Origin of the sequence: Pseudomonas oryzihabitans (assembly GCF_006384975.1) — a bacterium.
Classification (GTDB): Bacteria; Pseudomonadota; Gammaproteobacteria; order Pseudomonadales; family Pseudomonadaceae; genus Chryseomonas; species Chryseomonas psychrotolerans_B.
The window spans coordinates 1,615,499-1,637,223 of the sequence record NZ_CP021645.1; the positions used below are offsets into that span (position 1 = coordinate 1,615,499).

Here is a 21,725-nt window from a genome sequence, read left to right on the forward strand (position 1 = left end):
GTCATTGGGCGACCCCGATGCGCAGGCCAGCAGCCACGGCCAGGGGCGCCAGGGTCAGGGCCAACAGCGTCAGGCAGCCCAGCCAGAGCAGCAGTCCCGTCACCGGCAGGCCCAGGCGCGCCGCGTCCAGGATGCTGGTGCCGAGGATGAGGATGGGGATCTGCAGGGGCAGATTAAGCAGCGCCAACAGCAGACCGCCGCGGGCCAGCCCGACGGTAAGGGCCGCGCCGATGGCACCGATCAGGGTCAGGGCCAGGCTGCCCAGCACCAGCGCCGCCAGGGTTGCCGGCAGAGCCGTCACCGGCAGCCCGAGCATCAGCGCCAGCAGGGGCGTCAACGCCACCAGCGCGAGGCCGGCGGAGCACCAGTGCACCAACAGCTTGAGCAGCACCAGCAGCGCCAGGGGCTGAGGCGCCAGCAGCCAGTGTTCGAGAGAACCGTCCTGCCATTCGCTACGGAACAGCGCCTCCTGGCCGAGCAACAGGGCCAGGAGCAGCGCGATCCACAAGAGGCCCGGTGCCAGCGTGGCCAATTGGCGGCTGTCCGGGCCCAGGGCCAGGGGAAATAGCATCACCACCAAGGCGTAAAAGGTCAGCGGCGTGAGCCACTGCGCCGGTCGGCGGCAGGCCAGGCGCCACTCGCGGCGCAGGATGGCCAGGCAGGCGCCGGTCACCGGCCACCGTCCAACGCCAGGCGGCGGTAAGAGGCGGGTACGCTGTCCAATTCGCGGTGACTGCTCAGCACCACGGCGCCGCCGTCCAGGCAATGCGCTTGCAGTCGTTGTTCCAGGCGCTGGCAGGTCGCCGCATCCAGGGCGGTGAAGGGTTCGTCCAGCAACCACAGGGCGGGCGGCTCGGGCAAATGGAGCCGCGCCAGGGCGACCCGGCGGCGCTGACCGGCCGATAACCGCGCGCAGAGCTCATCCGCCAGCTCGGCCAGGCCAAGGGTCGCGAGTGCCGCCGTGCAGGCTTCGGCACTGGCGGGCCGCCACAGGCTCGCCAGGGTGTGCAGATTTTCCCGGGCGGTCAGGCCTTCGGCGATGCCCGGGGCATGGCCCAGCCAGAGCAGCTCAGCCGCCGGGGGTCTGCGCACCGTACCGCTGTCAGCTGGCAACAGCCCTGCCAGGATCCGCAGCAGACTGGTCTTGCCACTGCCATTGACGCCATCGATCTGCCACAACTCCCCCGGACGCACGCTCAGGTTCAGGCCGTCGAACAGCAGGCGATCGCCCCGTTCGCAACGGAGCGCGACGGCGTCGAGCAGGGGCGGGTTCACGGCATGGGGTTCCAGGGATTAAAGTCGATCGAGCAGCGGCCGTTAACCCGGCACACGCCTCGAGGTTCTGTACGAAAACGGCCTGCGCCTCGGTGATGCTTCGTTGAAAAACGCCTGGGCCGCCAGCCCGGTCAGAATGCTCATTTACCCTTCGGAAATGCGCTTCCTCAACGTTCTTCGCCTCGCCTGACCGTCGCTCGGCTGCTTTCGTACAGAATCTGAAAGCGCGTCATTATACACAGGCGACTTTTCCGGACCTGCCCGATGCCTTCCATTCCTACGATCTCGCTCAGTCCTGGCGTCACGCCCACCCTGCCCGTCCGGGCCGCGGCGGCGCAGGCGTCGGACGCCGGTGCGCAGATCCTGCAGGCACTGCAGTCCCTCGACGACCTCATTCCCGCTGGCACCACGGCCACCGCCGAGGTGCTCGCCACCCGTCCGGCCGGGCAGAATTTCCAATTCCTGCTGCAGCTCCAGCTCGCCCAGGGTGGCAGCGTGCTGCTCACCACCCAGAGCCCGACCAACAACCTGCCGGTCGGTAGCCAGTTGCTGGTGAGCACCCTGAGTTCCACCCAGTTGGCCGTGCTGCTGCAGAGCCTGGACGGGGTCGAGGCACCGCCACCACCGCTGCAGCAACTGGACCTGCGCCAGTTGCCGGTGGGCACCACCCTGCAGTTGCGGGTATTGAGCAGCCTGCTGCAACAGACCAGTGGCACCCCCACCTACGAGGTGATCGCCAAGGCGCTGACCTCCAGTCTCGAAGGCAAGCAGCTCAAGCTGGAATCACCCCGCCCGGTACCTGTGGGCAGCCTGCTGACGGTGGTGATCAAGGACAGCCAGGAAGTCACGGTGCTGCCCCTGGCGCAGCGGCTCGACCAGCTCGACATCGATCACCAGCTCCAGAGCCAAGGCCAACGCCAGCTGTCGATGAACGGCTTGCTGCAGTGGCTGCAGGACGCCCTTCCCGAGCAGGAGCTGCCGCCGTCGGTGGGCAGCGCGCTCAAGGCGCTGCTGGCCAACCTGGAAGACACCGAGGCCCTCACCACGCCCCAGGGCTGGACCCGCGCCCTGGCCCGCAGCGGACTGCAACTGGAGCAGCAATTGCTGGACCGTAGCGGCTCCGATATTCAGGAAGACTTCAAGGCCAATCTGCTGCGCCTGGTCGACCGCCTGCTGGCCAGCATGCCAGGCGATCCGCTGCGCAATCCCCAGGTGCTGGCCCAGGCCGCCCAGCAGAATCTACCGGACGCCCTGCGCCGCGCCCTGGGCGGCGTCGCCAGCGCCAACCGCCAACCCACGGCCCTGGACTTTCCCCTGGGCGAGCGCGACGGTCGTGGCCTCAGCGCCGCCAATGCCGAACTCGACGAATTGCTGCAATTGGCCACCGGCGTCATCGCGCGATTGCAGACCCACCAGCTCGCCAGCCTGGCGCAGACCCAGGTCCTGCCGGACGGCTACTACCTGTCCACCTGGCAGACCGAAATCCCCTGGCGCGACGGCGAGCGACTCGGCGCGGTGCAGGTCCGCTTCCAGGAAGAACGACCGCCGCCGGATACCCACGGTGAAACCCGCGACAGCCTGTGGAAAGTGGAACTGGCCTTCGACCTGGCGCCACTCGGCCCCCTGCAGGTCCGTGCCCAACTCGCCAGCGGTCGACTGTCGAGCGAATTCTGGGCGGAAAAAGGCGCCACCGCGGCGCTGATCGATACCGAATTGCCCCATCTGCGCGAGCGCCTGCTGGCGGCCGGCTTCGTGGTCGGCGATCTCAGCAGCCGCCAAGGCCGACCCGCGCGCAATCCGCGTACCTCCCTCGAACAACGCTGGATCGACGATACCGCATGAGCACCTCTTCTCCCCGCCAGGCCATCGCCCTGTCCTACGACGGCAGCAGCGCCCCGATCCTGTCCGCCAAGGGCGACGCCGAACTGGCCGAACTTATCCTGGCCACTGCCCGCGAGCACGAGGTGCCGATCTACGAGAACGCCGACCTGGTGCGCATCCTGGCCCGCCTGGAGCTGGGCTCGGAGATTCCCGAGGCGCTCTATCGCACCCTGGCCGAGATCATCGCCTTCGCCTGGCACCTCAAGGGTAAATGCCCCGCGCACCTGGCCGACCAACCGGATCATTCGCCGGGTTGGGAGCGGATGCCGTAGGTTGCGGTTGAGCGCAGCGAAGCCCAACTGAAGGGCCTCGGCGACACATCGAACACGGTCCAGACCTCGCTAACGTTGGGCTTCGCTACGCTCAGCGCCAACCTCCGCCTGGGTTCAGCGACCCTGCAACGAATGCCCGACGCTGCCCTTCTCTTCCACCTTGGCCGCATCCCACAGGGCATCCATCTCCTCCAGGCTTGCCTCCTGGGGCGTGCGCCCCTGGGCTTTCAGGGCGTCCTCGATATAGCGGAAGCGCCGCTCGAACTTGGCATTGGCCTGGCGCAGGGCGTCCTCGGCATCGACGCGCAGGTGGCGCGCCAGGTTGACCATCACGAACAGCAGGTCACCTACCTCCTCCGCCACCTGTGCGGCCTGGCCGTTGGCCATGGCCTCGCGGACCTCGTCCAGCTCTTCCTGGATTTTGGCCACCACCGGCGTGGCATCGGCCCAATCGAAGCCGACATTGGCCGCACGCTTCTGTAACTTGGCCGCGCGACTCAGGGCCGGCAGCGCGGCCGGCACATCGTCCAGCAGCGACAGTTGTTCGGGCGCCGTGGCTTTTTCCGCACGCTCCTCGGCCTTGATCTCTTCCCAGCGACGCTTGATGGTCGCCTCGTCGAGCCGTGGCAGGTCCAGGGGCCCATGCAGGTCGCCGTCGGGGAAGACATGGGGATGGCGGCGCACCAGCTTGCGGGTGATGCCGTCCACCACCTGGGCGAAGTCGAAGTGACCGTCTTCACGACCCAATTGGCTGTAGTAGACGACCTGGAACAACAGGTCGCCCAGTTCGTCGCGCACCTGGGGGAAATCACGCTTGGCGATGGCATCGGCGACCTCGTAGGCCTCTTCCAGGGTATGGGGCACGATGCTGGCGTAGTCCTGCTGCAGATCCCAGGGGCAGCCATGCTGCGGATCGCGCAGCCGGGCCATGAGGTGCAGCAGGTCGTCGAGCTGGTACATGGTGAATCCTGTCGCCGGAAAAAGAGCGAGGCGCCCGGGGCGCCTCGTGGGGGTCGCGATCACGCCGCTCAGGCGGCGCGATTACGCCGGGCTTCGATGATGTTGGGCAGCTGAGAGATACGCCCGAGCAGGCGCCCGAGGGCATCCAGACCGGGAATCTCGATGGTCAGCAGCATGTTGGCGGTGTTGTCCTCACGATTGCTGCGGGTGTTCACCGCCAGCACATTGATCCGCTCGTTGAGCAGGATCTGCGAGACATCGCGCAACAAGCCCGAACGGTCGAAAGCCTTGATGAGGATATCGACCGGATAGGTCTGTACCGGTACCGGCCCCCAACTCACCTGGATGGTCCGCTCCGGCTCGCGACTGGCCAGCTGCAGGGCGTTGGCACAATCCTGCCGATGGATGGTCACGCCGCGCCCCAGGGTGATGTAGCCGACGATGGGGTCACCCGGCAGTGGCTGGCAGCAGCCGGCGATTTGGGTCAGCAGATTGCCCACCCCCTGGATCTGCACATCGCCGCGTTTGCCCGGCTTGTTGGTGGGCTTGCGCGGAATGAGATCGAGGGTGTCCTGGCCCTTGTCCGGCTCCACCAGTTGCTGGGCCGCGTGCATCACATGGGCCAGCCGCAGATCGCCGGCGCCGAGGGCCGCGAGCATGTCCTCGGAACCCTTGTAGTTGACCTTCTCGGCCAGGGTATCGAAGTCCACCGGCGGCAGCGCCAGGCGCGACAATTCCCGCTCGATCATGGCCTTGCCGGCAGCGACGTTCTGGTCGCGCGCCTGGAACTTGAACCAGTGGACGATCTTGGCCCGCGCCCGCGAGGTATTCACATAGCCCAGGTTGGGGTTGAGCCAATCACGGCTGGGCGAACCCTGCTTGCCGGTGATGATCTCCACCTGCTCACCGGTCTGCAGCTGGTAATTCAGCGGCACGATGCGGCCGTTGATCTTGGCCCCGCGGCAGTTGTGGCCGATCTCGGTATGCACCCGATAGGCGAAGTCCAGCGGCGTCGCGCCCTTGGGCAGGTCGATGGCGTGGCCATCGGGGGTGAAGACATAGACCCGGTCCGGCTCGATGTCGACGCGTAGTTGATCGGCCAGCCCGCCGATGTCGCCCAGCTCCTCGTGCCACTCCAGCACCTGGCGCAGCCAGGAAATCTTCTCTTCGTAGTGGTTGGACGCCGATTTGACGTCGGTGCCCTTGTAGCGCCAGTGGGCGCAGACGCCCAGCTCGGCCTCTTCATGCATGGCGTGGGTGCGGATCTGCACCTCCAACACCTTGCCTTCCGGACCGATCACCGCCGTGTGCAGGGAACGGTAGCCGTTCTCCTTGGGATTGGCGATATAGTCGTCGAACTCGCGGGGAATGTGCCGCCACAGGGTATGCACGATGCCCAGCGCGGTGTAGCAGTCACGCACCTCGGGCACCAGCACCCGTACGGCCCGCACGTCATAGATCTGGCTGAATTCCAGGCCCTTGCGCTGCATCTTCCGCCAGATGGAATAGATGTGCTTGGCTCGCCCGCTGATATCGGACTTGATACCGGTGGCGGTGAGCTCGTCACGCAACTGCTGCATGACGTCGGCGATGTACTGCTCGCGATCCAGCCGCCGCTCGTGGAGCAAGGTGGCGATCTGCTTGTACTGCTGCGGCTCCAGGTAACGGAAGGACAGGTCCTCCAGCTCCCACTTGATGTGACCGATGCCCAGGCGATGGGCCAGGGGCGCATAGATGTCGGCGACCTCGCGGGCCACCCGGTTGCGGCGCTCTTCGGTGGCGTTCTTCACCGCGCGGATGGCGCAGGTCCTCTCGGCCAGCTTGATCAGGGCCACGCGCACGTCATCGACCATGGCCACCAGCATCCGCCGCAGGTTGTCCACCTGGGTCTGGCTGCCCAGGACCATGGACTTGCGCGGATTGAGACTTTCGCTGATCGCCGCCATGCGCAGCACGCCTTCGATCAGCTTGGCCACCACCGGCCCGAAATGCTCGGTGGCCGATTTGAGACTGGCCTTGCCTTCACGGACCGCGCGATAGACGATGGCGGCGATCAGGCTGTCCTGGTCCAACTTGAGGTCGGCGAGGATCTCCGCCATCTCAAGGCCGGTATGGAAACTGGATGTCCCCTCCGCCCAGGAGTGCTCGATCTGTCCGGAATTCTCTTCCGCCGTGCGGGCGAAGCCGCAGGCGTCCAGCAAGGCCTCGCGATCGAGATTAGGATCCACGCTCTGGATGTGATCCAGCCAGGCATGGAGGTTGATGCTGCCATCGACGTTGACTGGCTGATGCGCTCTGACCTGTACCATCTACCCCTTCCTCACGGCGCAGCGTTCTCGCCGGATTGGCTCGCAGCGTTGGCGAGCCGTCGTTAGCCGGGCATCCCGCCCGCTTCGAACAACACCATGGCTTCCACATGGGCAGTCTGGGGGAACATGTCGAGAATCCCCGCCCGCGTCATGCGATAGCCCTGTCGCACCAGTTCACCCGCATCCCGTGCCAGGGTGGACGGATTGCAGGACACATAGACCAGTCGCCCCACCCCCAGTCCCTTGAGCTGCCGGACGACTTCCAACGCACCATCGCGCGGCGGATCCAGCAAGGCCAGCGAATGGGCGCCCAATTCGGTGGGCAGCGGGTTCGACAGGTCCACCTGTAGAAAGTGCGCGTTGCCGATGCCGTTGTCACGTGCATTTTGTATTGCCCGTGATGTCATCGCCGCCACCCCTTCGATCCCGGTCACCGCGGCGGCCCGGCGGGCCAGCGGCAGGGAGAAGTTGCCCAGACCGCAGAACAGATCGAGCACCCGATCACCGGCCCCCGGCGCCAACCAGTCCAAGGCCTGGGCGACCATCGCCACGTTGATGGGCGCATTGACCTGGACGAAATCGCCCGGCTGATAGGCGAGCGTCACGTCCCAGTCCGCCAGCCGATAACCCAGGGTGACATCCGCCTGATCAGGCGTTGGCTCGCCCTTGCCTTGCCACCAGAGCTGAACCTGCCCGGCCGCGCAGAAGTCGCGCAGGCGCGCCTGATCGCCGAGCAACAAGGCCTGGGTATGACGGACCAACAGCGCGGTCGCGGTGCCCTGGAACAACTCCACATGGCCTATGGCCTGGGGGCGCTCCAGGCCAGCCAGCAGCTCCGGCAGGGCCCGTAGCAGCGGCTGCAACTCCGGGACCAGCACCAGGCAGTCGTCCGGTGTGACGATGTCCTGACTGGCCTCGGCGCGAAAGCCCACGTCCAGCCGGCCCTGGCGCTCGTCCCAACGCACGGCGACCCGGGCCCGCCGGCGATAGCCGAATTCGGGACCGACCAAGGGCTCTGCCCAGGCCAGGGGCTGGGTACCGGCCAGGCGCTGGAATTGTTCCGCCAGGGCCTGCTGCTTGAGCGTCAACTGGTCGGCATGGGGCAGGTGCTGCAGCGTACAGCCGCCGCAGCGGTCAGCCACGGTGCAAGGCGGTGTGCGCCGTAGTGGGCTGGCCTCCAGCACCTTGAGGGTACGGGCCTCCACCACCTGGCTGCGGGCACCGAGCACTCGCGCCTCAATACGTTCGCCCGGCAGGGCACCGGTGACGAACCAGGTCCGCCCGCCTTCGTGACCAATGCCACGGCCGTCGTTGGACAGCCGCTCGATACTCAGCACCTGGCGCTTGCCGGTCGGTACCGCGGCCGGACGCGAACCGCCTGCGGGCTGGAAGCGCAGGCCCCCGCCTCGCTTAGCGCGGGTCATAGACGCCAGTCGACAGATAACGATCACCGCGGTCACAGATGATCGCCACGATCACCGCATTCTCGACTTCGCGGGCGATGCGCAGCGCACCGGCCACCGAACCACCGGACGATACGCCGCAGAAGATGCCTTCTTCGCGCGCCAGGCGGCGCATGGTGTCCTCGGCCTCCTGCTGGGACATGTCGATGATGCGATCCACGCGGCTGGCCTCGTAGATCTTCGGCAGATAGGCCTCCGGCCAGCGCCGGATACCGGGAATGGCGGCGCCCTCTGCCGGCTGCAGACCGACGATCTGCACGGCGGGGTTCTGCTCCTTAAGGTAGCGCGAGGTCCCCATGATGGTCCCGGTGGTACCCATGGAGCTGACGAAATGGGTGATGCTGCCGTGGGTCTGGCGCCAGATTTCCGGGCCGGTCCCCAGGTAATGGGCGATCGGATTGTCGCCATTGCCGAACTGATCGAGCACCTTGCCGCGGCCTTCGGCCTGCATGCGGGTGGCCAGGTCGCGCGCGCCTTCCATGCCCTCTTCCTTGCTGACCAGGATGAGTTCGGCGCCATAGGCGGTCATGGCCGCCTTACGTTCGGCGCTGGAGTTGTCGGGCATGATCAGGATCATGCGGTAGCCCATGATGGCGGCGGCCATGGCCAGGGCGATCCCGGTATTGCCAGAGGTGGCCTCAATGAGGGTGTCACCGGGCTGGATGTCGCCGCGGGCCTCGGCCTGGCGGATCATCGACAGCGCCGGCCGGTCCTTCACCGAACCCGCCGGATTGTTGCCTTCCAGCTTGAGCAGCACGGTACTGCGGGTGTCGCCGGCCAGGCGCTGCAGACGCACCAAAGGCGTGTTACCGATGCAATCGGCGATGGTGGGATAGTGCAGACTCATGGATCAGCTCGTTCCGCCTGGGGTGAAAGCCTTCCATGATACCCCCAAACCCGCGCCGACCCCACCCGTCCGGCGCACCGCTACAACCGGGGCGCGGCGACCCCGTCGCTGGCCACCTCCAGCGCCACGGGCAGACTGATCGACAGGATCGCCTCCGGGCCCAGGTTGGGCCTTACCTGGGACGTCACCTGCAAGCCCGGCAGCCCCGCCAGACGTTCGGCCAAGCGCTTGGGTGCATCGGGCGCGACCTTGCGCGTCAGGTCCTCGCTGCCGGAGAACAGCCAGAGCTGCACCGGCCGGGCACCACCCACCCCCTGGAATTGCTCGGCGCGCTTGAGGATATGGCCCTGCTGCCAGCCATAGGCCACGTCGCTCGCCACGTAGCGCTGGAAGGCTTGCGGCTGGCGGTAGAGGGTGTCGAGCACGAACAGGCCGCCGTAGCCATGCCCCCAGAGCGTCTGGCGATTGGGATCCACCGGCACGCTCTGGGTCAGCAGCGGCTTGATGCGCTGCTCGATCAGGTCGAGAAAGGCGCTGGAGCCGCCCGCTGGCCAGTCCTTGCGCACATCGTCGCGGTTGCGTCCGCCACCTATAGCCGGAGTGAAGTCATAGGTGCGCTCCTGCATGGCATCGGCCGCGTCGGCGTAGCCAATCGCCACCAGCGCGGGAGGATTCTTCAGTTTGTGCGGCGACAGCCAGACGTCCTGCAGTTGCGCCAGGGCGGCATCGCCATCGAGCAGGAAGAGCGCGGGATAACCCATCATCGGCGCCGGCTGCTTGGGGATACCGATGTAGACCCGATAGCGCCGCTTGCCGTCCACCGAGTTCAGCAGATGGGTCTCGAAGCTGTAGTACATCGACCCCCGCTCCACCAAGGTGCCTTTCCTGGGCTCCTGGGCCAGGGTCGGTGCCACCCAGCCGACACCCAGCATCAGGGCACCCGCCAGGACCAGACTGCAACTCTTCTTCAAAAGACTTTCCTCGACAGACCACACCGGAGCGACCGGCAATCCCTACCAGACCGCCGTCGGGAGCGATGGTTGTACGCCCCGGAGCGGGTCCGTGGCATCGTTCGCGAATTTTCCCGGATCGCTGCTCTGGGAGGTGCGACCCCTTTCGCAAAGAATCTCTTTACATTCGGCAATGGGGTTAGACTTGCCAATTTGCTCGGGAGATGAGCCGTGCTGGACGAACTCGGACTCAAGGGGCGCATTCTGCTGCTGAGTGTCCTGCCGACCTGCTGCATGGCGGCCTTGCTGGGGGTCTATTTCAGCTGGGTCCAGTTATCGGACATGCGCAGCCAGCTCATCGAGCACGGTCAGCTCGTGGCCCAGCAGATGGCGCCCCTCATCGCCCCGGCCATGCGTGCCGGCGATAACGATCAACTCAATCGCATCGCCCAGCGCGCACTCGACCAGGCCGATGTCCGCGCCATCAGCTTTCTCGACGCCGACGGCAACGTCCTCGCCCACGCCGGTCCCTCGATGACCATCGAACTGAGTGGCCGCGACTTCCAGACCATCAGCATGAGATCCGGGCTGGACATCACCCACTTCAACCTGCCGGTGCAGACCCATGACCTGCGCCTGACCCGCAGCGATGGCAGCACCGCCACCCCCCAGACCCTGGGTTGGATTCAACTCGAACTGTCCCATCACGCCACCCTGCTGCGCGGCTATCGCAACCTGGTGGCCGGCCTGCTGCTGATCCTGCTCGGCCTCGCTTTCACCGCCTTCATCGCGGTGCGCATGGGGCGCCGGATCAATCGCCCACTGCAGGTCATTGCCCAGGGGGTCGGTCAGTTGCAGGAAGGCCGCCTGGAAACGCGCCTGCCCGTGCAGCTCGGCAGCCCGGAATTCGACGAACTGGCGACCGGCATCAATCGCATGGCCGAGTCCATGGAAAATGCCCAGTTCGAGATGCAGAACAACATCGATCAGGCCACCGAAGACGTCCGCCAGAATCTGGAAACCATCGAAATCCAGAACATTGAACTCGACCTGGCCCGCAAGGCCGCGCTGGAGGCCAGCCGCATCAAGTCGGAATTCCTGGCCAACATGAGCCATGAGATCCGCACCCCGCTCAACGGCATCATCGGTTTCACCAACCTGATGCAGAAGAGCGAGCTGACCCCGCGCCAGCAGGACTACCTGAGCACCATCCAGAATTCAGCGGAAAGCCTGCTGGGCATCATCAACGAGATCCTCGACTTCTCGAAGATAGAGGCCGGCAAGCTGGTGCTGGAGAACCTGCCATTCAACCTGCGCGACATGATCCAGGACACCCTGACCATCCTGGCGCCTTCCGCCCACGAGAAGCACCTGGAACTGGTCTGCCTCGTCTATCGCGATACGCCGACCCATCTGGTCGGCGATCCCCAGCGCCTGCGCCAGGTCCTCACCAACCTGGTGAGCAACGCGATCAAGTTCACCCATTCCGGCACCATCGCCGTGCGCGCCATGGTCGAGGAAGAGACCGACGATCACGCCCAACTGCGCATCAGCGTGCAGGACACCGGTGTTGGCTTGACCGAAGAAGATCGGCAGATGCTGTTCCAGGCCTTCTCCCAGGCCGACAACTCCCTGACTCGCCAAGCGGGCGGCACCGGCCTGGGCCTGGTGATCTCCAAGCGCCTGATCGAGCAGATGGGCGGCGAGATCGGCCTGGAAAGCATTCCCGGCGAGGGCTCGGAGTTCTGGATCACCCTCAACCTGCCCAAGGCCCACGGCAGCGTCGAGAGTCACAAGCGCATCGCCCTGGCCGGCCGCCGCGTCGGCCTGATGGAGCCGCATCCCCTCACCCGCCAGGCGCTGCAGCACCAGCTCGAGGAATGCGGCCTGAGCGTCGAACTGTTCGACACCCTCGAGCAACTGAGCGAGGCGGTCGCCCACCCGGCCGCCGGCAAGCTGCCGATCAGCCTGGCGGTGCTCGGCGTCAATGCCCGCAGCATTCCGCCGGACCTGCTCACCGAACGCATCTGGGAGCTGGGCCGGCAGGACTGCAACACCCTGGTCTATTGCCCGACCACCGACCAGGCGGTGTTCCACGCCTCGCTGCCCGATGTCCACTGCCAGCTGCACTCCAAGCCGGCCTGCAGCCGCAAGCTGGAGCAGGCCGTGGCGGAACTGCTCAATCAGCGGCCGCAACGCAACGAGAGTGGCGGCCTGGGCATCACCGATCGCCCGCCCCGCCTGCTCTGCGTGGACGACAATCCGGCCAATCTGCTGCTGGTGGAAACCCTGCTGACCGATCTCGGCGCCCAGGTCATGGCCGTGGAAAGCGGCTATGCCGCGGTCGAGGCCGTGCAGCAGGAGCGCTTCGACCTGGTGTTCATGGATGTGCAGATGCCCGGCATGGACGGTCGCCAGGCCACCGAGGCCATCCGTGACTGGGAAGCCAGCGAAGGCGGTACGCCGGTGCCCATCGTCGCCCTCACCGCCCACGCCATGGCCAATGAAAAGCGCGCCCTGCTGCAGAGCGGCATGGACGACTATCTCACCAAGCCCATCAGTGACCGGCAGTTGGCCCAGGTCATCCTCAAATGGACCGGCCTGCGTCTATTGCACAGCTCGGCGCCCGAGGTCACCAGCCTCAACAGCGGCGGTCAGGACATCTCCATGCTGCCGGTGATGGACCTGGACGAAGGCCTGCGCCTGGCGGCCAACAAGCCGGACCTGGCCAAGGATCTCCTGAGCATGCTGCTCGCCTCCCTGGCAGCGGATCGTCAGGCCATTCGCCAGGCCCGCGAGGACGGCGACCGCATCGCCCTGATCGAGCGCGTCCACCGCCTGCATGGCGCCACCCGCTATTGCGGCGTACCGCAGTTGCGCGCGGCCTGCCAGCATAGCGAGACCCTGCTCAAACAGGGCGCGCCCACGTCCAGCCCGGCACTGGACGAACTGGATGCGGCCATCGTCAACCTCTCCTCCCAGGCGAAGAGCCCGCTCTGAGCGGCGTCAGTCCTCGAACAGCCTGAGCTGGAGAGCGGCCTCGCGCAGATCGATAAGCCGCACGCCCACACCGAGCAGCCGTACCGGCCGATTACCTCGACGGTACGCCTGTTCCAACAGCCGCCGGTAGCTGTCGAGATCCCGACCGGCGCCCTGCTGTTCGAGGGTCGTCTGGGTGAAGTCGTGAAACTTGACCTTTATGAAGGGTCGTTCCGGGCGATAGCGGTCGGCCAGCCGCGTCAACCGCTCTTCGAGCTTCGCCAATAGCTCGGGCAATTCCTGCACACAGGCCGCCGCATCGGGCAGGTCGCGGTCATAGGTGCGCTCCACGCTGGCCGACTGCCGCTGGCTATCCACCTTTACCTGGCGTTCGTCGATACCATGCGCCAGGGACCAGAGACGCTCGCCGAAGCTGCCGAATTCGCGCAGCAGGTCGAAGCGCGACCAGCTCTGCAGATCGCTGCACAGGACGATCCCGCGGCGCTTGAGCTTATCCGCCGTGACCTTGCCCACTCCGTGCAGCTTGGCCACCGGCAGCACGGCAACGAAGTCGGCCACTTCCTGGGGCGCAATGACGAACAGCCCGTTGGGCTTTTTCCAATCGCTGGCGATCTTGGCGAGAAACTTGTTGGGCGCCACCCCGGCGGACACCGTGATGTTCAGCTCTTCCCAGACCCGCCGCCGGATGTCGCGGGCGATGAGGGTGGCGCTGCCGTTGAACAGGTCGCAGCGGGTGACATCCAGGTAGGCCTCGTCCAGCGACAGCGGCTCGATCAGGTCGGTGTAGTCCTGGAAGATCCCATGGATCTGCCGCGAGACCTCCTTGTAGACGTCGAAGCGTGGCTTGACGAACACCAGATCCGGACAGAGCTTCTGCGCCTGGTGGGACGACATGGCAGAGCGCACGCCAAAGGCGCGGGCTTCGTAGTTACAGGTCGCCACCACGCCGCGCCGATCGGGCGTACCGCCTACGGCCAGCGGCTTGCCACCCAGGCGCGGATCGTCGCGCATCTCGATGGACGCATAGAAACAGTCGCAATCGACATGGATGATCTTGCGCTGGCGCTTGGGAGAAAGAGACTCGAGAGAATCGTCCGGGGCCATGGGAAAGGATGCCGAGCCGGGCACTGCAGCTGAATATCCGTACAGTAAGCCAAGACCCGGGGACTTTGTCCATGATGGACGACGAACTGCGATCAGCCAACGTCCTGCAGCAGTCGCTGCCGATGGATGACCTCTTCGCGCAATTCGTCCACCAATGCCTTGAGGTCATGGGCATGGTGCAACTGATCGTAATAGAGGTCACGTTCGGCGATGACGCCATCCGGAGTAGTCACCATCAGACGCGCGAAATGCTCGCTGCGCTCGAAGAATTCGATACGACCGAGACTGCGCAGATGATCGAGTAGGGTTTCCAGCAAGAGATTCATGGTGGCCACTCCGGACTTTCCTGGTCAAACGGCTCGGTCACGCTGCCCGTCGTCGAACGGACCCTCTTCGTCATTGACAGGGACGATCCGCTCTTCGAAATGGCCGGGGCGGACATGGCGGGACGGGGCGTCCAGCAGCTCCTGAGCACAGGCACGGAGCGTCTGCATGTCATCGACCAGTCTTTCGACTTTGTCTACGACCTGAAGTGCCATTTCGCCAGCGCCAACGGCGCTGCTACCGGCCAGTGCCAATGACAGGTTGCACAGCTGCACGACGAGTGCCGGTACGTCCTGCTCCATTACGCGCATGATGCGCTGATCCAGACAGCTCGAGTCCTGAGAAGGGTTCATGGTGTTCTCCATAACAGACGCCAAAGATAGCATATGGCCATTACCCTCCCCCACTCATCTCATGGCGTTTTGCAATCACGTTCTCATTGCATTTGCCGGGCACTCATCGAATTTCCGGACTCTTTCCAGGACAGGCAGGTCGACTGAGCACGTACAACCGGGAGACCTCTCATGAAACGCCCTCTACTCCTTTCCTGTGCCCTGCTCGCTACCCTGGCCCTCGGCGGCTGTTTCGATCGTGATCAGTCGGATCAACAGAACCGCTCCAGTGGTGAAAAAGCCTCGGTCCAGATGCAGAAAAGCGATGCCGACAAGTGACACTCACCCGGCGCGGCCGAATAACTCCTTGATGAATATTAAATTTTTCTTGACGAATTTTTTCTTGGCCCTATACTGAGCCCCATCGGACGCGGGATGGAGCAGTCTGGTAGCTCGTCGGGCTCATAACCCGAAGGTCGTTGGTTCAAATCCAGCTCCCGCAACCAAATTCGAAAAAACCACTCTCTTGAGTGGTTTTTTTTTGCTCGAAATTTGGCCTGATGGCGAGCTTCGAGCGGTGCGAACTCTGTAGCGTGAACTGCTACAAAGATTGGTATAGAGCTTTTTTATCTGTACAAGGCTTGGCAAACCGCGCGCGACCAGTAATCTGACGCGCGTTTCCTGTTAAGAGGAGTTTGCATGACTGCACCTGATCCAGCCAAAGAGGTCTCCTCGAAGCCGGTAGCCCATTCTGAGCACCACGTTTCGCCGCCTCCCGCGCTGCCCTGGCGTCTTCTGGAAAAGCTGACGGCCTACCGGCAGCCCATCGAACTGGGCGTTACGCTGGTGCTGTTCGCAGCCGCCCTGCTGGTATGCTGGCATTTGCTAAGCAGCATCGACGGCGAGGCCCTGCATGATGCCCTGCGCGACATCCCGCACTCCTCCCTGCTCGGCGCCCTGCTAGCGGCGGCAGCCGGCTTTACCATCCTGCTGGGCTACGAGTGGTCGGCGATGCGCTTCGCCGATATCAAACTCCCGGCCAAGACCTGGACCTTTGGTGGTTTCACGGCCTTCGCCATCGGCAATGCGGTCGGCCTGTCGATGCTTTCTGGCGGGTCGGTGCGTTATCGCCTCTATGCCCGTCAGGGTCTCAGCGCGCTGGAAGTCGCGCAGATGACGGTCTTTTCCAGCCTCGCCCTGGGAACCGCACTCCCTCCGCTGGCGGCCATCGCTGCCCTGACCAACCTGGAAGCCGCGACCCAGGCACTGCGTGTACCGGAAAGCGTGATCGTCACCGCGGCCGGCTTGATCCTGGTCGGCTACGCCATCGGCATCCTGGCCCTGCGCCGTTGGCGTGTGGCCGAACAACCCTGCGCTCATGCCCTGCACTTCCGTATTGGCAAGCGGGTCCTGCGGCTACCGACGCTACGCCTGTCCGCCCTGCAGCTGGTGATCACCATCCTCGACGTCATCGCGGCCTCGATGGTGCTCTATCTGCTCCTGCCCACGGCACCGCCGTTTGGCGCCTTCCTGTTGGTCTACCTGCTGGCCCTGGCCGCCGGCGTGCTCAGTCATGTTCCGGGTGGCGTAGGCGTCTTCGAGGCGGTCTTGCTGGCTGCCTTCGCCAACGAACTGGGCGCTGCGCAGCTCGCCGCGGCGCTGGTGGTCTATCGCCTGTTCTATGTGCTGCTGCCCTTCGTGCTCGCCTGCCTGGTGCTGCTGTTCAGCGAAGGCCGCCGCCTGCTGTCGAACAGCCCGGCCGTGCGCGTGGCGTCGGGTCTGGCGGCACCCATCCTGGCCATCCTGGTTTTTTTTTCTGGGGTGGTTTTGCTTTTTTCTGGGGTCACCCCTGAAATAGACACCCGCCTGGAGGGCATGGATTTCCTGCTTCCCCAGCGCTTGATCGACGCCTCCCACCTGGGCGCGAGCCTGATCGGCGTCGTCTGTCTATTGCTGGCGCAAGGACTGCGTCGGCGCCTGTCCGCGGCTTGGGCGGTGACCTTGGTCTTGCTGCTGCTGGGCTGCCTGCTTTCCCTGTTGAAAGGTTTCGACTGGGAGGAAGCCTCCATCCTGGCATTGACGGCTGCGCTGCTTGCCATCTTCCGCAAGTCCTTCTATCGCCGCAGCCGATTGATGGAGCAACCGTTCTCGCCGCTGTACGTGACCGCCAGCATCTGCGTGGTCGCCGCCTCGGTCTGGTTGCTGCTGTTCGCCTATCAGGACGTTCCCTACGAGACGCGCCTCTGGTGGCAATTCGCACTCGATGCCGATGCCCCGCGCGGTCTGCGTGCGGCCCTCGGCAGTTCGGTACTGCTCTTGATCATCGCCCTGGGTTGGCTGCTGCGCGCGGCACCGCCCGCCATCGAGGCCCCGGATAGCGAGGATCTGGAGCGCGCCTTCAGCATCGTACGCAAATCCAGCCAGCCGGATGGCGGCCTGGTCATGACCGGTGACAAGGCTCTGCTCTTCCATGACACCGATCCTGCCTTCCTCATGTATGGACGCCGGGGACGCAGTCTGATCGCCCTGTTCGACCCCATCGGCCGCTCGCAACCGCGTGCCGAGCTGATCTGGAAGTTCCGCGACCTCTGCGATCTGCACCACGCTCGCCCGGTGTTCTATCAGGTACGCGCCGAGAACCTGCCGTTCTACATGGACATCGGTCTTACGGCGCTCAAGCTCGGTGAAGAGGCGCGGGTCGATCTGCATACCTTCGATCTCGACAGCAAGGGCAAGAAGGACCTGCGCTACACCTGGAACCGCGGTCAGCGTGATGGCCTCGCCATCGAGTTCCATGCGCCCGGCGAGGCGCCGCTGGACGAACTCAAGGCCATCTCCGACGTCTGGCTGGAGAGCAAGCAGGTGCGCGAGAAAGGCTTTTCCCTGGGTCGCTTCGATCGGGCCTATCTCAGTCACTTCCGGATCGCCGTGGTTCGCTTTCAGGGCAAGGCGGTGGCCTTCGCCAATCTGCTGGAAACCGAGCGCACCGATCTGGCCAGCATTGACCTGATGCGGGTTACCGCCGATGCGCCCAAGCAGACCATGGAGTTCCTCATGCTTGGCCTGATCCTGCACTTCAAGGCGGCTGGCTTCGCGCGTTTCTCCCTGGGCATGGTGCCGCTGGCGGGATTGCATCCTCGTCGAGGCGCGCCCATCACCCAGCGCCTGGGCGCCATGGTGTTCCGCCGCGGCGAACAGTTCTACAACTTCCAGGGCCTGCGCCGCTTCAAGGACAAGTTCGACCCCGAGTGGGAGCCGCGCTACATGGCGGTTCCCGCGGGGCTAGACCCTCTCGTCGCTTTCGCTGACACTGCCGCCCTCATCGCCGGTGGCTATACCGGCCTGGTCAAACGTTGAGATCCTTATGCTGAAACGCGTACTCGCGGTACTGCTCCTTATCATCCTGATCGCCGGTGGCGCTACTTGGTGGTGGTTTCATCGCTGGCCCTCGGCACCGGTGGTCAAGGTCATCACCCAGTCCGATGGCCGTCTGCTGACCATGGCCGCCCCCAAGGGCGAACCCCATACGCGGGTGCTGCTGGCCACGCCGCCCGACCTGCAACTGTCGGACGCCGATCTGCTGAGCCTGGCGACCAACACCGGCGCCGAACTGGTCCAGTACGAAATCGTCCCACAGCACGACTGCAAGGCCCAGACTGCCGATTTCGACGCCGCCGCCAAGCATCTCAGCGAGCCGCCCACCTTCGTCGGCGGTATCGGCGCGGGCGCCGTACGCGCCTGGCGCTGGCTGGCCAGCCAGGATAACGACAAGGCTGCAGCCCTCAGCGTCGGCTTCGATATCACCAACCTCGACTGCCCCGATCCGTTGCCCGAGAAGGCCGAGCACGGCAAGTGGCACATCGCCTGGAACGATCATCCCACCGATGACTCGGCGATCTTCGTGCGCAAGCAGCCCAACGCCGACCTGACCATCGCCGACTACGGTACCGCCTTGCCGGTGGTCCTGCGCGAACAGCTCAAGACGCGCCTGCTGGGCGAGCACAACGACGTACCGGTGATCGAGATGCCTGCCGATCCGGACGTCAAGCCCGGTCATCCGGACACCGTGACCATCTTCTACTCCGGTGACGGCGGCTGGCGCGACATCGACCGCCTCTCGGCACAATCGATGAACGAAGATGGGTATCCGGTAGTGGGCGTCGACTCGCTGCGCTACTTCTGGCAGCACAAGAGCCCCGAACAGGTAGCGGCTGACCTGGCCAACCTGATGCAGGAGTATCGCGAGAAGTGGCACGCCAAGCACTTCGTGCTGGCCGGCTACTCCTTCGGCGCCGACATCCTGCCGGCGGTGTACAACCGCCTGCCCAAGGCCGATCAAGACCAGATCACCACCCTGCTGTTGCTGGCCTATAGCCGCAAGAGCAATTTCGAGATCGCTGTGGAAGGCTGGCTGGGCAAGCCCGGCGACGAAGCCGACACCCTGCCCGAAGCCAAGCTCATTCCCGCCGCGAAGCTGTTCTGCGTCTATGGCGGTGAAGAGAAGGACGACAGCGGCTGCACCGAGCCCGGCATGTCGGGTGAGAAGCTGGAGCGTCCGGGTGGCCACCATTTCGACGAGAACTACGACAAGCTGGCCGACTTCATGGTCAAGGCCATCCAGGACCGCACGCCGCAATAGCGTGCACCGTCCGGGCCTGCGGGCCCGGACGGACGGGCGGAACAACGTAGCGGTGCCTGGCGGTCTATGGCTGTATCAGCCCCGGAGACCTTCGCCATGAGCACACCGCTTTCCGCCGACGCCGCCAGCAAGATCCTGGTAGATGCCTTTCAACCCCTTGGCTGCGTGGTGTCATCCGGTGCCGATGGCCACGACCTGGCCCTGGGCATCGCCGATGCGCAAGGCAAGACCCTCTACACCGAGGAACAACTGAGCGAAGCGGACTATCGTGATCCGCTTCGTTTGGCGGGTTACATCGGCACGGTTCGTGCCGAACTGGAAGGCCGCGGTCAGCGCCTGGACGGCTGGCAGATGCCCTTCATCACCGATCCCAACGCCCTTCCCCCACCGGCCGTGAACTAGTCATGAAAAAGGCCTCAGAAGAGGCCTTTTCTTTGGCTGAACCGAATCAGATTTCGACCTGGGTACCCAGCTCGATCACCCGGTTCACCGGCAGCTTGAAGAATCTCAGGTTGCCATTGGCGTTCTTCATCAAGAACACGAAGAGATTTTCCCGCCAGGGCGCCATGCCCAGCCGCTTGGTGGCGATCACCGTTTCCCGGCTGAGGAAATAGGTGGTGCGCATCGGGGTGAAGTCCAGGCCGGGATAGGGGCAATGGCTGAGCGCCAGGGGAATGTCCGGCTCATCCATGAAGCCATAGTGCAGCACCACCCGGAAGAAGCCATCACCGAAGTCCTCGACCTCCATGCGCTCTCCGCGCGATACCCGCGGCCGGTCTTCATAGCGCACCGTCAACAGCACCACCTGCTCGTGCAGCACCTGGTTGTGCAGCAGGTTGTGCAGCATGGCGTGGGGCACCACGTCGGTCCGGGCGGTGAGGAATACTGCGGTGCCCTTGGCGCGGAACGGCGGCTGGGCGCGGATGCTGCTGATGAAGATCGGCAGTGGCAGCGCACCGTCGTCCAGGCGCTCGACCACCAGCTTGCGCCCGCGCTTCCAGGTGGTCAGCAGGATGAAGATGATAATGCCCGCGATCACCGGGAAGGAGCCGCCGGAGAAGATTTTTGGCGCATTGGCAGAGAAGTACAGCAGGTCCACCAGCAGGAAGCCGATCAGCAGCGGCACCATGACCCAGCGTGGCCACTTCCATAGCAGCAGGATCACCGCTGACACCAGGCAACTGGTGATCAGCATCGTGCCGGTCACGGCGACGCCGTAGGCTTCGGCCAGGTTGGCGGAGGACTGGAAGGTGAGGATCAGGAAGATCACGCCCAGCATCAGCGTCCAGTTCATCAGCGGAATGTAGATCTGCCCCTGCTCCTGGCTGGAGGTGTGCTGGATCTGCATGCGCGGGATGTAACCCAGCTGGATGGCTTGGCGGGTCATGGAGAAGGCGCCGGTGATCACCGCCTGGGAGGCGATGACGGTCGCCAGGGTCGCCAGGCCGATCAGCGGCAGCAGCAACCATTCCGGCGCCAGCAGGTAGAAGGGATTGCGTACGGCGGACGGATCGGCGAGCAGCAGCGCGCCCTGACCGAAGTAGTTGAGGACCAGCCCCGGCAGCACCAGCAGCAACCAGGCGCGGGCGATGGGCTTGCGGCCGAAGTGGCCCATGTCGGCATAGAGGGCTTCGGCACCGGTCAGGGCCAGGACCGCCGCGCCCAGGACGATGAAGCCCTTCACCGGATTGGCGGCGAAGAACTCCACCGCCCAGTAGGGGTTGAAGGCCTTCAGCACCTCGGGCTGCTGGACGATGCCATAGACACCGAGGGCACCGAGCGAGGTGAACCAGAGCACCATCACCGGACCGAAGAACTTGCCGATGGTCGCGGTACCGCGCTTCTGGATGGCGAAGATGCCCACCAGGATGATCAACGAGATGGGTACTACCCAGGCCTCAAGGCCATCGAAGGCCAGTTCCAGGCCCTCCACCGCCGAGAGCACCGAGACCGCCGGGGTGATCATGCTGTCGCCATAGAACAGCGCGGCGCCGAACAGGCCGAGCAGCACCAGGGTGGTGGCCAAGCGCGGCGAGCCCTGTGCCGCGCGGCGGGCCAGCGCGGTGAGGGCCATGATGCCGCCCTCGCCCTGGTTGTCCGCGCGCATGACGAAGGTGATGTACTTGATGGTCACCACCCAGATCAGTGACCAGAAGATCAGCGAAAGAATGCCTAGCACGCTGTCGTGGTTCAGCGGCAGACCGTAGTGCGGCGAAAAGACTTCCTTGAGCGTATAGAGAGGGCTGGTTCCGATATCGCCATACACCACACCGGTGGCGAGAACGATCATCCCCAGTGCCGACGGGGCTTTACCACCCTGCTCCCTATCGTGTTCCGGACGGCTCATGCAACGCTCCTAGAGTCGAAAA

General features: G+C 64.8%; 18 protein-coding genes and 1 tRNA gene. 8 read left to right on the forward strand and 11 right to left on the reverse strand.

From position 1 onward, the window contains the following. Position 1: 1 nt before the first annotated feature. Positions 2-673, reverse strand: coding sequence for a heme exporter protein CcmB (gene ccmB, locus CCZ28_RS07020; protein WP_140217127.1), 672 nt, complete (start codon positions 671-673; stop codon positions 2-4). After that, the gene (ccmA, locus tag CCZ28_RS07025) at positions 670-1,275 is read right to left on the reverse strand and encodes a cytochrome c biogenesis heme-transporting ATPase CcmA (protein WP_140217129.1); all 606 of its coding nucleotides are present in this window, start codon (positions 1,273-1,275) and stop codon (positions 670-672) included. Before ccmA ends, ccmB begins: the two co-directional genes overlap by 4 nt. Before the next feature lie 264 nt (positions 1,276-1,539). Between ccmA and CCZ28_RS07030 the strand changes: the two genes are divergently transcribed. Then, complete coding sequence (locus CCZ28_RS07030) at positions 1,540-3,117, forward strand: flagellar hook-length control protein FliK (protein ID WP_140217131.1); 1,578 nt, start codon at positions 1,540-1,542, stop codon at positions 3,115-3,117. Then, positions 3,114-3,428 carry an EscU/YscU/HrcU family type III secretion system export apparatus switch protein gene (locus CCZ28_RS07035; protein ID WP_058761118.1) on the forward strand — a complete coding sequence of 105 codons (315 nt, stop codon included), beginning with the start codon at positions 3,114-3,116 and terminating at the stop codon, positions 3,426-3,428. The genes CCZ28_RS07030 and CCZ28_RS07035 overlap by 4 nt, the downstream gene beginning before the upstream one ends. 114 nt (positions 3,429-3,542) lie before the next feature. Here the strand turns inward: CCZ28_RS07035 and mazG are convergent, their stop codons facing one another. From mazG to CCZ28_RS07060, 5 genes are all read right to left on the reverse strand, one after another. Then, positions 3,543-4,388, reverse strand: a complete 846-nt coding sequence (mazG, locus tag CCZ28_RS07040; RefSeq protein WP_140217133.1) for a nucleoside triphosphate pyrophosphohydrolase — start codon at positions 4,386-4,388, stop codon at positions 3,543-3,545. A gap of 68 nt (positions 4,389-4,456) precedes the next feature. Further along, positions 4,457-6,697, reverse strand: a complete 2,241-nt coding sequence (gene relA / locus CCZ28_RS07045; protein WP_140217135.1) for a GTP diphosphokinase — start codon at positions 6,695-6,697, stop codon at positions 4,457-4,459. Positions 6,698-6,759: 62 nt separating this feature from the next. Continuing rightward, entirely contained in the window at positions 6,760-8,121 is a 1,362-nt protein-coding gene (gene rlmD, locus CCZ28_RS07050) for a 23S rRNA (uracil(1939)-C(5))-methyltransferase RlmD (protein WP_140217137.1), read from the reverse strand. Next, positions 8,108-9,007 (reverse strand): cysteine synthase CysM, encoded by a 900-nt coding sequence (gene cysM / locus CCZ28_RS07055; RefSeq protein WP_140217139.1) that lies wholly within the window; start codon positions 9,005-9,007, stop codon positions 8,108-8,110. The genes rlmD and cysM overlap by 14 nt, the downstream gene beginning before the upstream one ends. A gap of 80 nt (positions 9,008-9,087) precedes the next feature. Further along, positions 9,088-9,978, reverse strand: coding sequence for an alpha/beta hydrolase (locus CCZ28_RS07060; protein WP_205894641.1), 891 nt, complete (start codon positions 9,976-9,978; stop codon positions 9,088-9,090). 210 nt (positions 9,979-10,188) lie between these two features. On the opposite strand from CCZ28_RS07060, the gene CCZ28_RS07065 reads away from it, so the two are divergent. Continuing rightward, complete coding sequence (locus CCZ28_RS07065; RefSeq protein WP_140217141.1) at positions 10,189-12,957, forward strand: ATP-binding protein; 2,769 nt, start codon at positions 10,189-10,191, stop codon at positions 12,955-12,957. Between the two features lie 6 nt (positions 12,958-12,963). Here the strand turns inward: CCZ28_RS07065 and dinB are convergent, their stop codons facing one another. From dinB to CCZ28_RS07080, 3 genes are all read right to left on the reverse strand, one after another. Beyond that, positions 12,964-14,061, reverse strand: a complete 1,098-nt coding sequence (gene dinB, locus CCZ28_RS07070; protein ID WP_140217143.1) for a DNA polymerase IV — start codon at positions 14,059-14,061, stop codon at positions 12,964-12,966. A gap of 92 nt (positions 14,062-14,153) precedes the next feature. Then, positions 14,154-14,387: a hypothetical protein gene (locus tag CCZ28_RS07075; RefSeq protein ID WP_140217145.1), complete on the reverse strand. Its 234-nt coding sequence runs from the start codon at positions 14,385-14,387 to the stop codon at positions 14,154-14,156. A 24-nt stretch (positions 14,388-14,411) separates the two neighbouring features. Beyond that, positions 14,412-14,738: a hypothetical protein gene (locus tag CCZ28_RS07080; RefSeq protein WP_140217147.1), complete on the reverse strand. Its 327-nt coding sequence runs from the start codon at positions 14,736-14,738 to the stop codon at positions 14,412-14,414. Positions 14,739-14,909: 171 nt separating this feature from the next. On the opposite strand from CCZ28_RS07080, the gene CCZ28_RS24410 reads away from it, so the two are divergent. The 5 genes from CCZ28_RS24410 (at position 14,910) to CCZ28_RS07100 (ending at position 19,758) form a co-directional block, all read left to right on the forward strand. Continuing rightward, positions 14,910-15,056 carry a hypothetical protein gene (locus CCZ28_RS24410; protein ID WP_167371442.1) on the forward strand — a complete coding sequence of 49 codons (147 nt, stop codon included), beginning with the start codon at positions 14,910-14,912 and terminating at the stop codon, positions 15,054-15,056. Positions 15,057-15,146: 90 nt separating this feature from the next. Continuing rightward, positions 15,147-15,223: transfer RNA gene (locus CCZ28_RS07085), tRNA-Met, on the forward strand. 193 nt (positions 15,224-15,416) lie between these two features. Then, entirely contained in the window at positions 15,417-18,074 is a 2,658-nt protein-coding gene (mprF, locus tag CCZ28_RS07090; RefSeq protein ID WP_140217148.1) for a bifunctional lysylphosphatidylglycerol flippase/synthetase MprF, read from the forward strand. 7 nt (positions 18,075-18,081) lie between these two features. Next, a complete protein-coding gene (locus CCZ28_RS07095) occupies positions 18,082-19,356 on the forward strand; it encodes a virulence factor family protein (protein ID WP_140217150.1) in 1,275 nt (424 codons plus the stop codon). A gap of 96 nt (positions 19,357-19,452) precedes the next feature. Continuing rightward, complete coding sequence (locus CCZ28_RS07100) at positions 19,453-19,758, forward strand: hypothetical protein (RefSeq protein WP_140217152.1); 306 nt, start codon at positions 19,453-19,455, stop codon at positions 19,756-19,758. 46 nt (positions 19,759-19,804) lie between these two features. Here the strand turns inward: CCZ28_RS07100 and CCZ28_RS07105 are convergent, their stop codons facing one another. Beyond that, positions 19,805-21,646, reverse strand: coding sequence for a potassium transporter Kup (locus CCZ28_RS07105; RefSeq protein ID WP_140221298.1), 1,842 nt, complete (start codon positions 21,644-21,646; stop codon positions 19,805-19,807). Between the last annotated feature and the right edge of the window lie 79 nt (positions 21,647-21,725).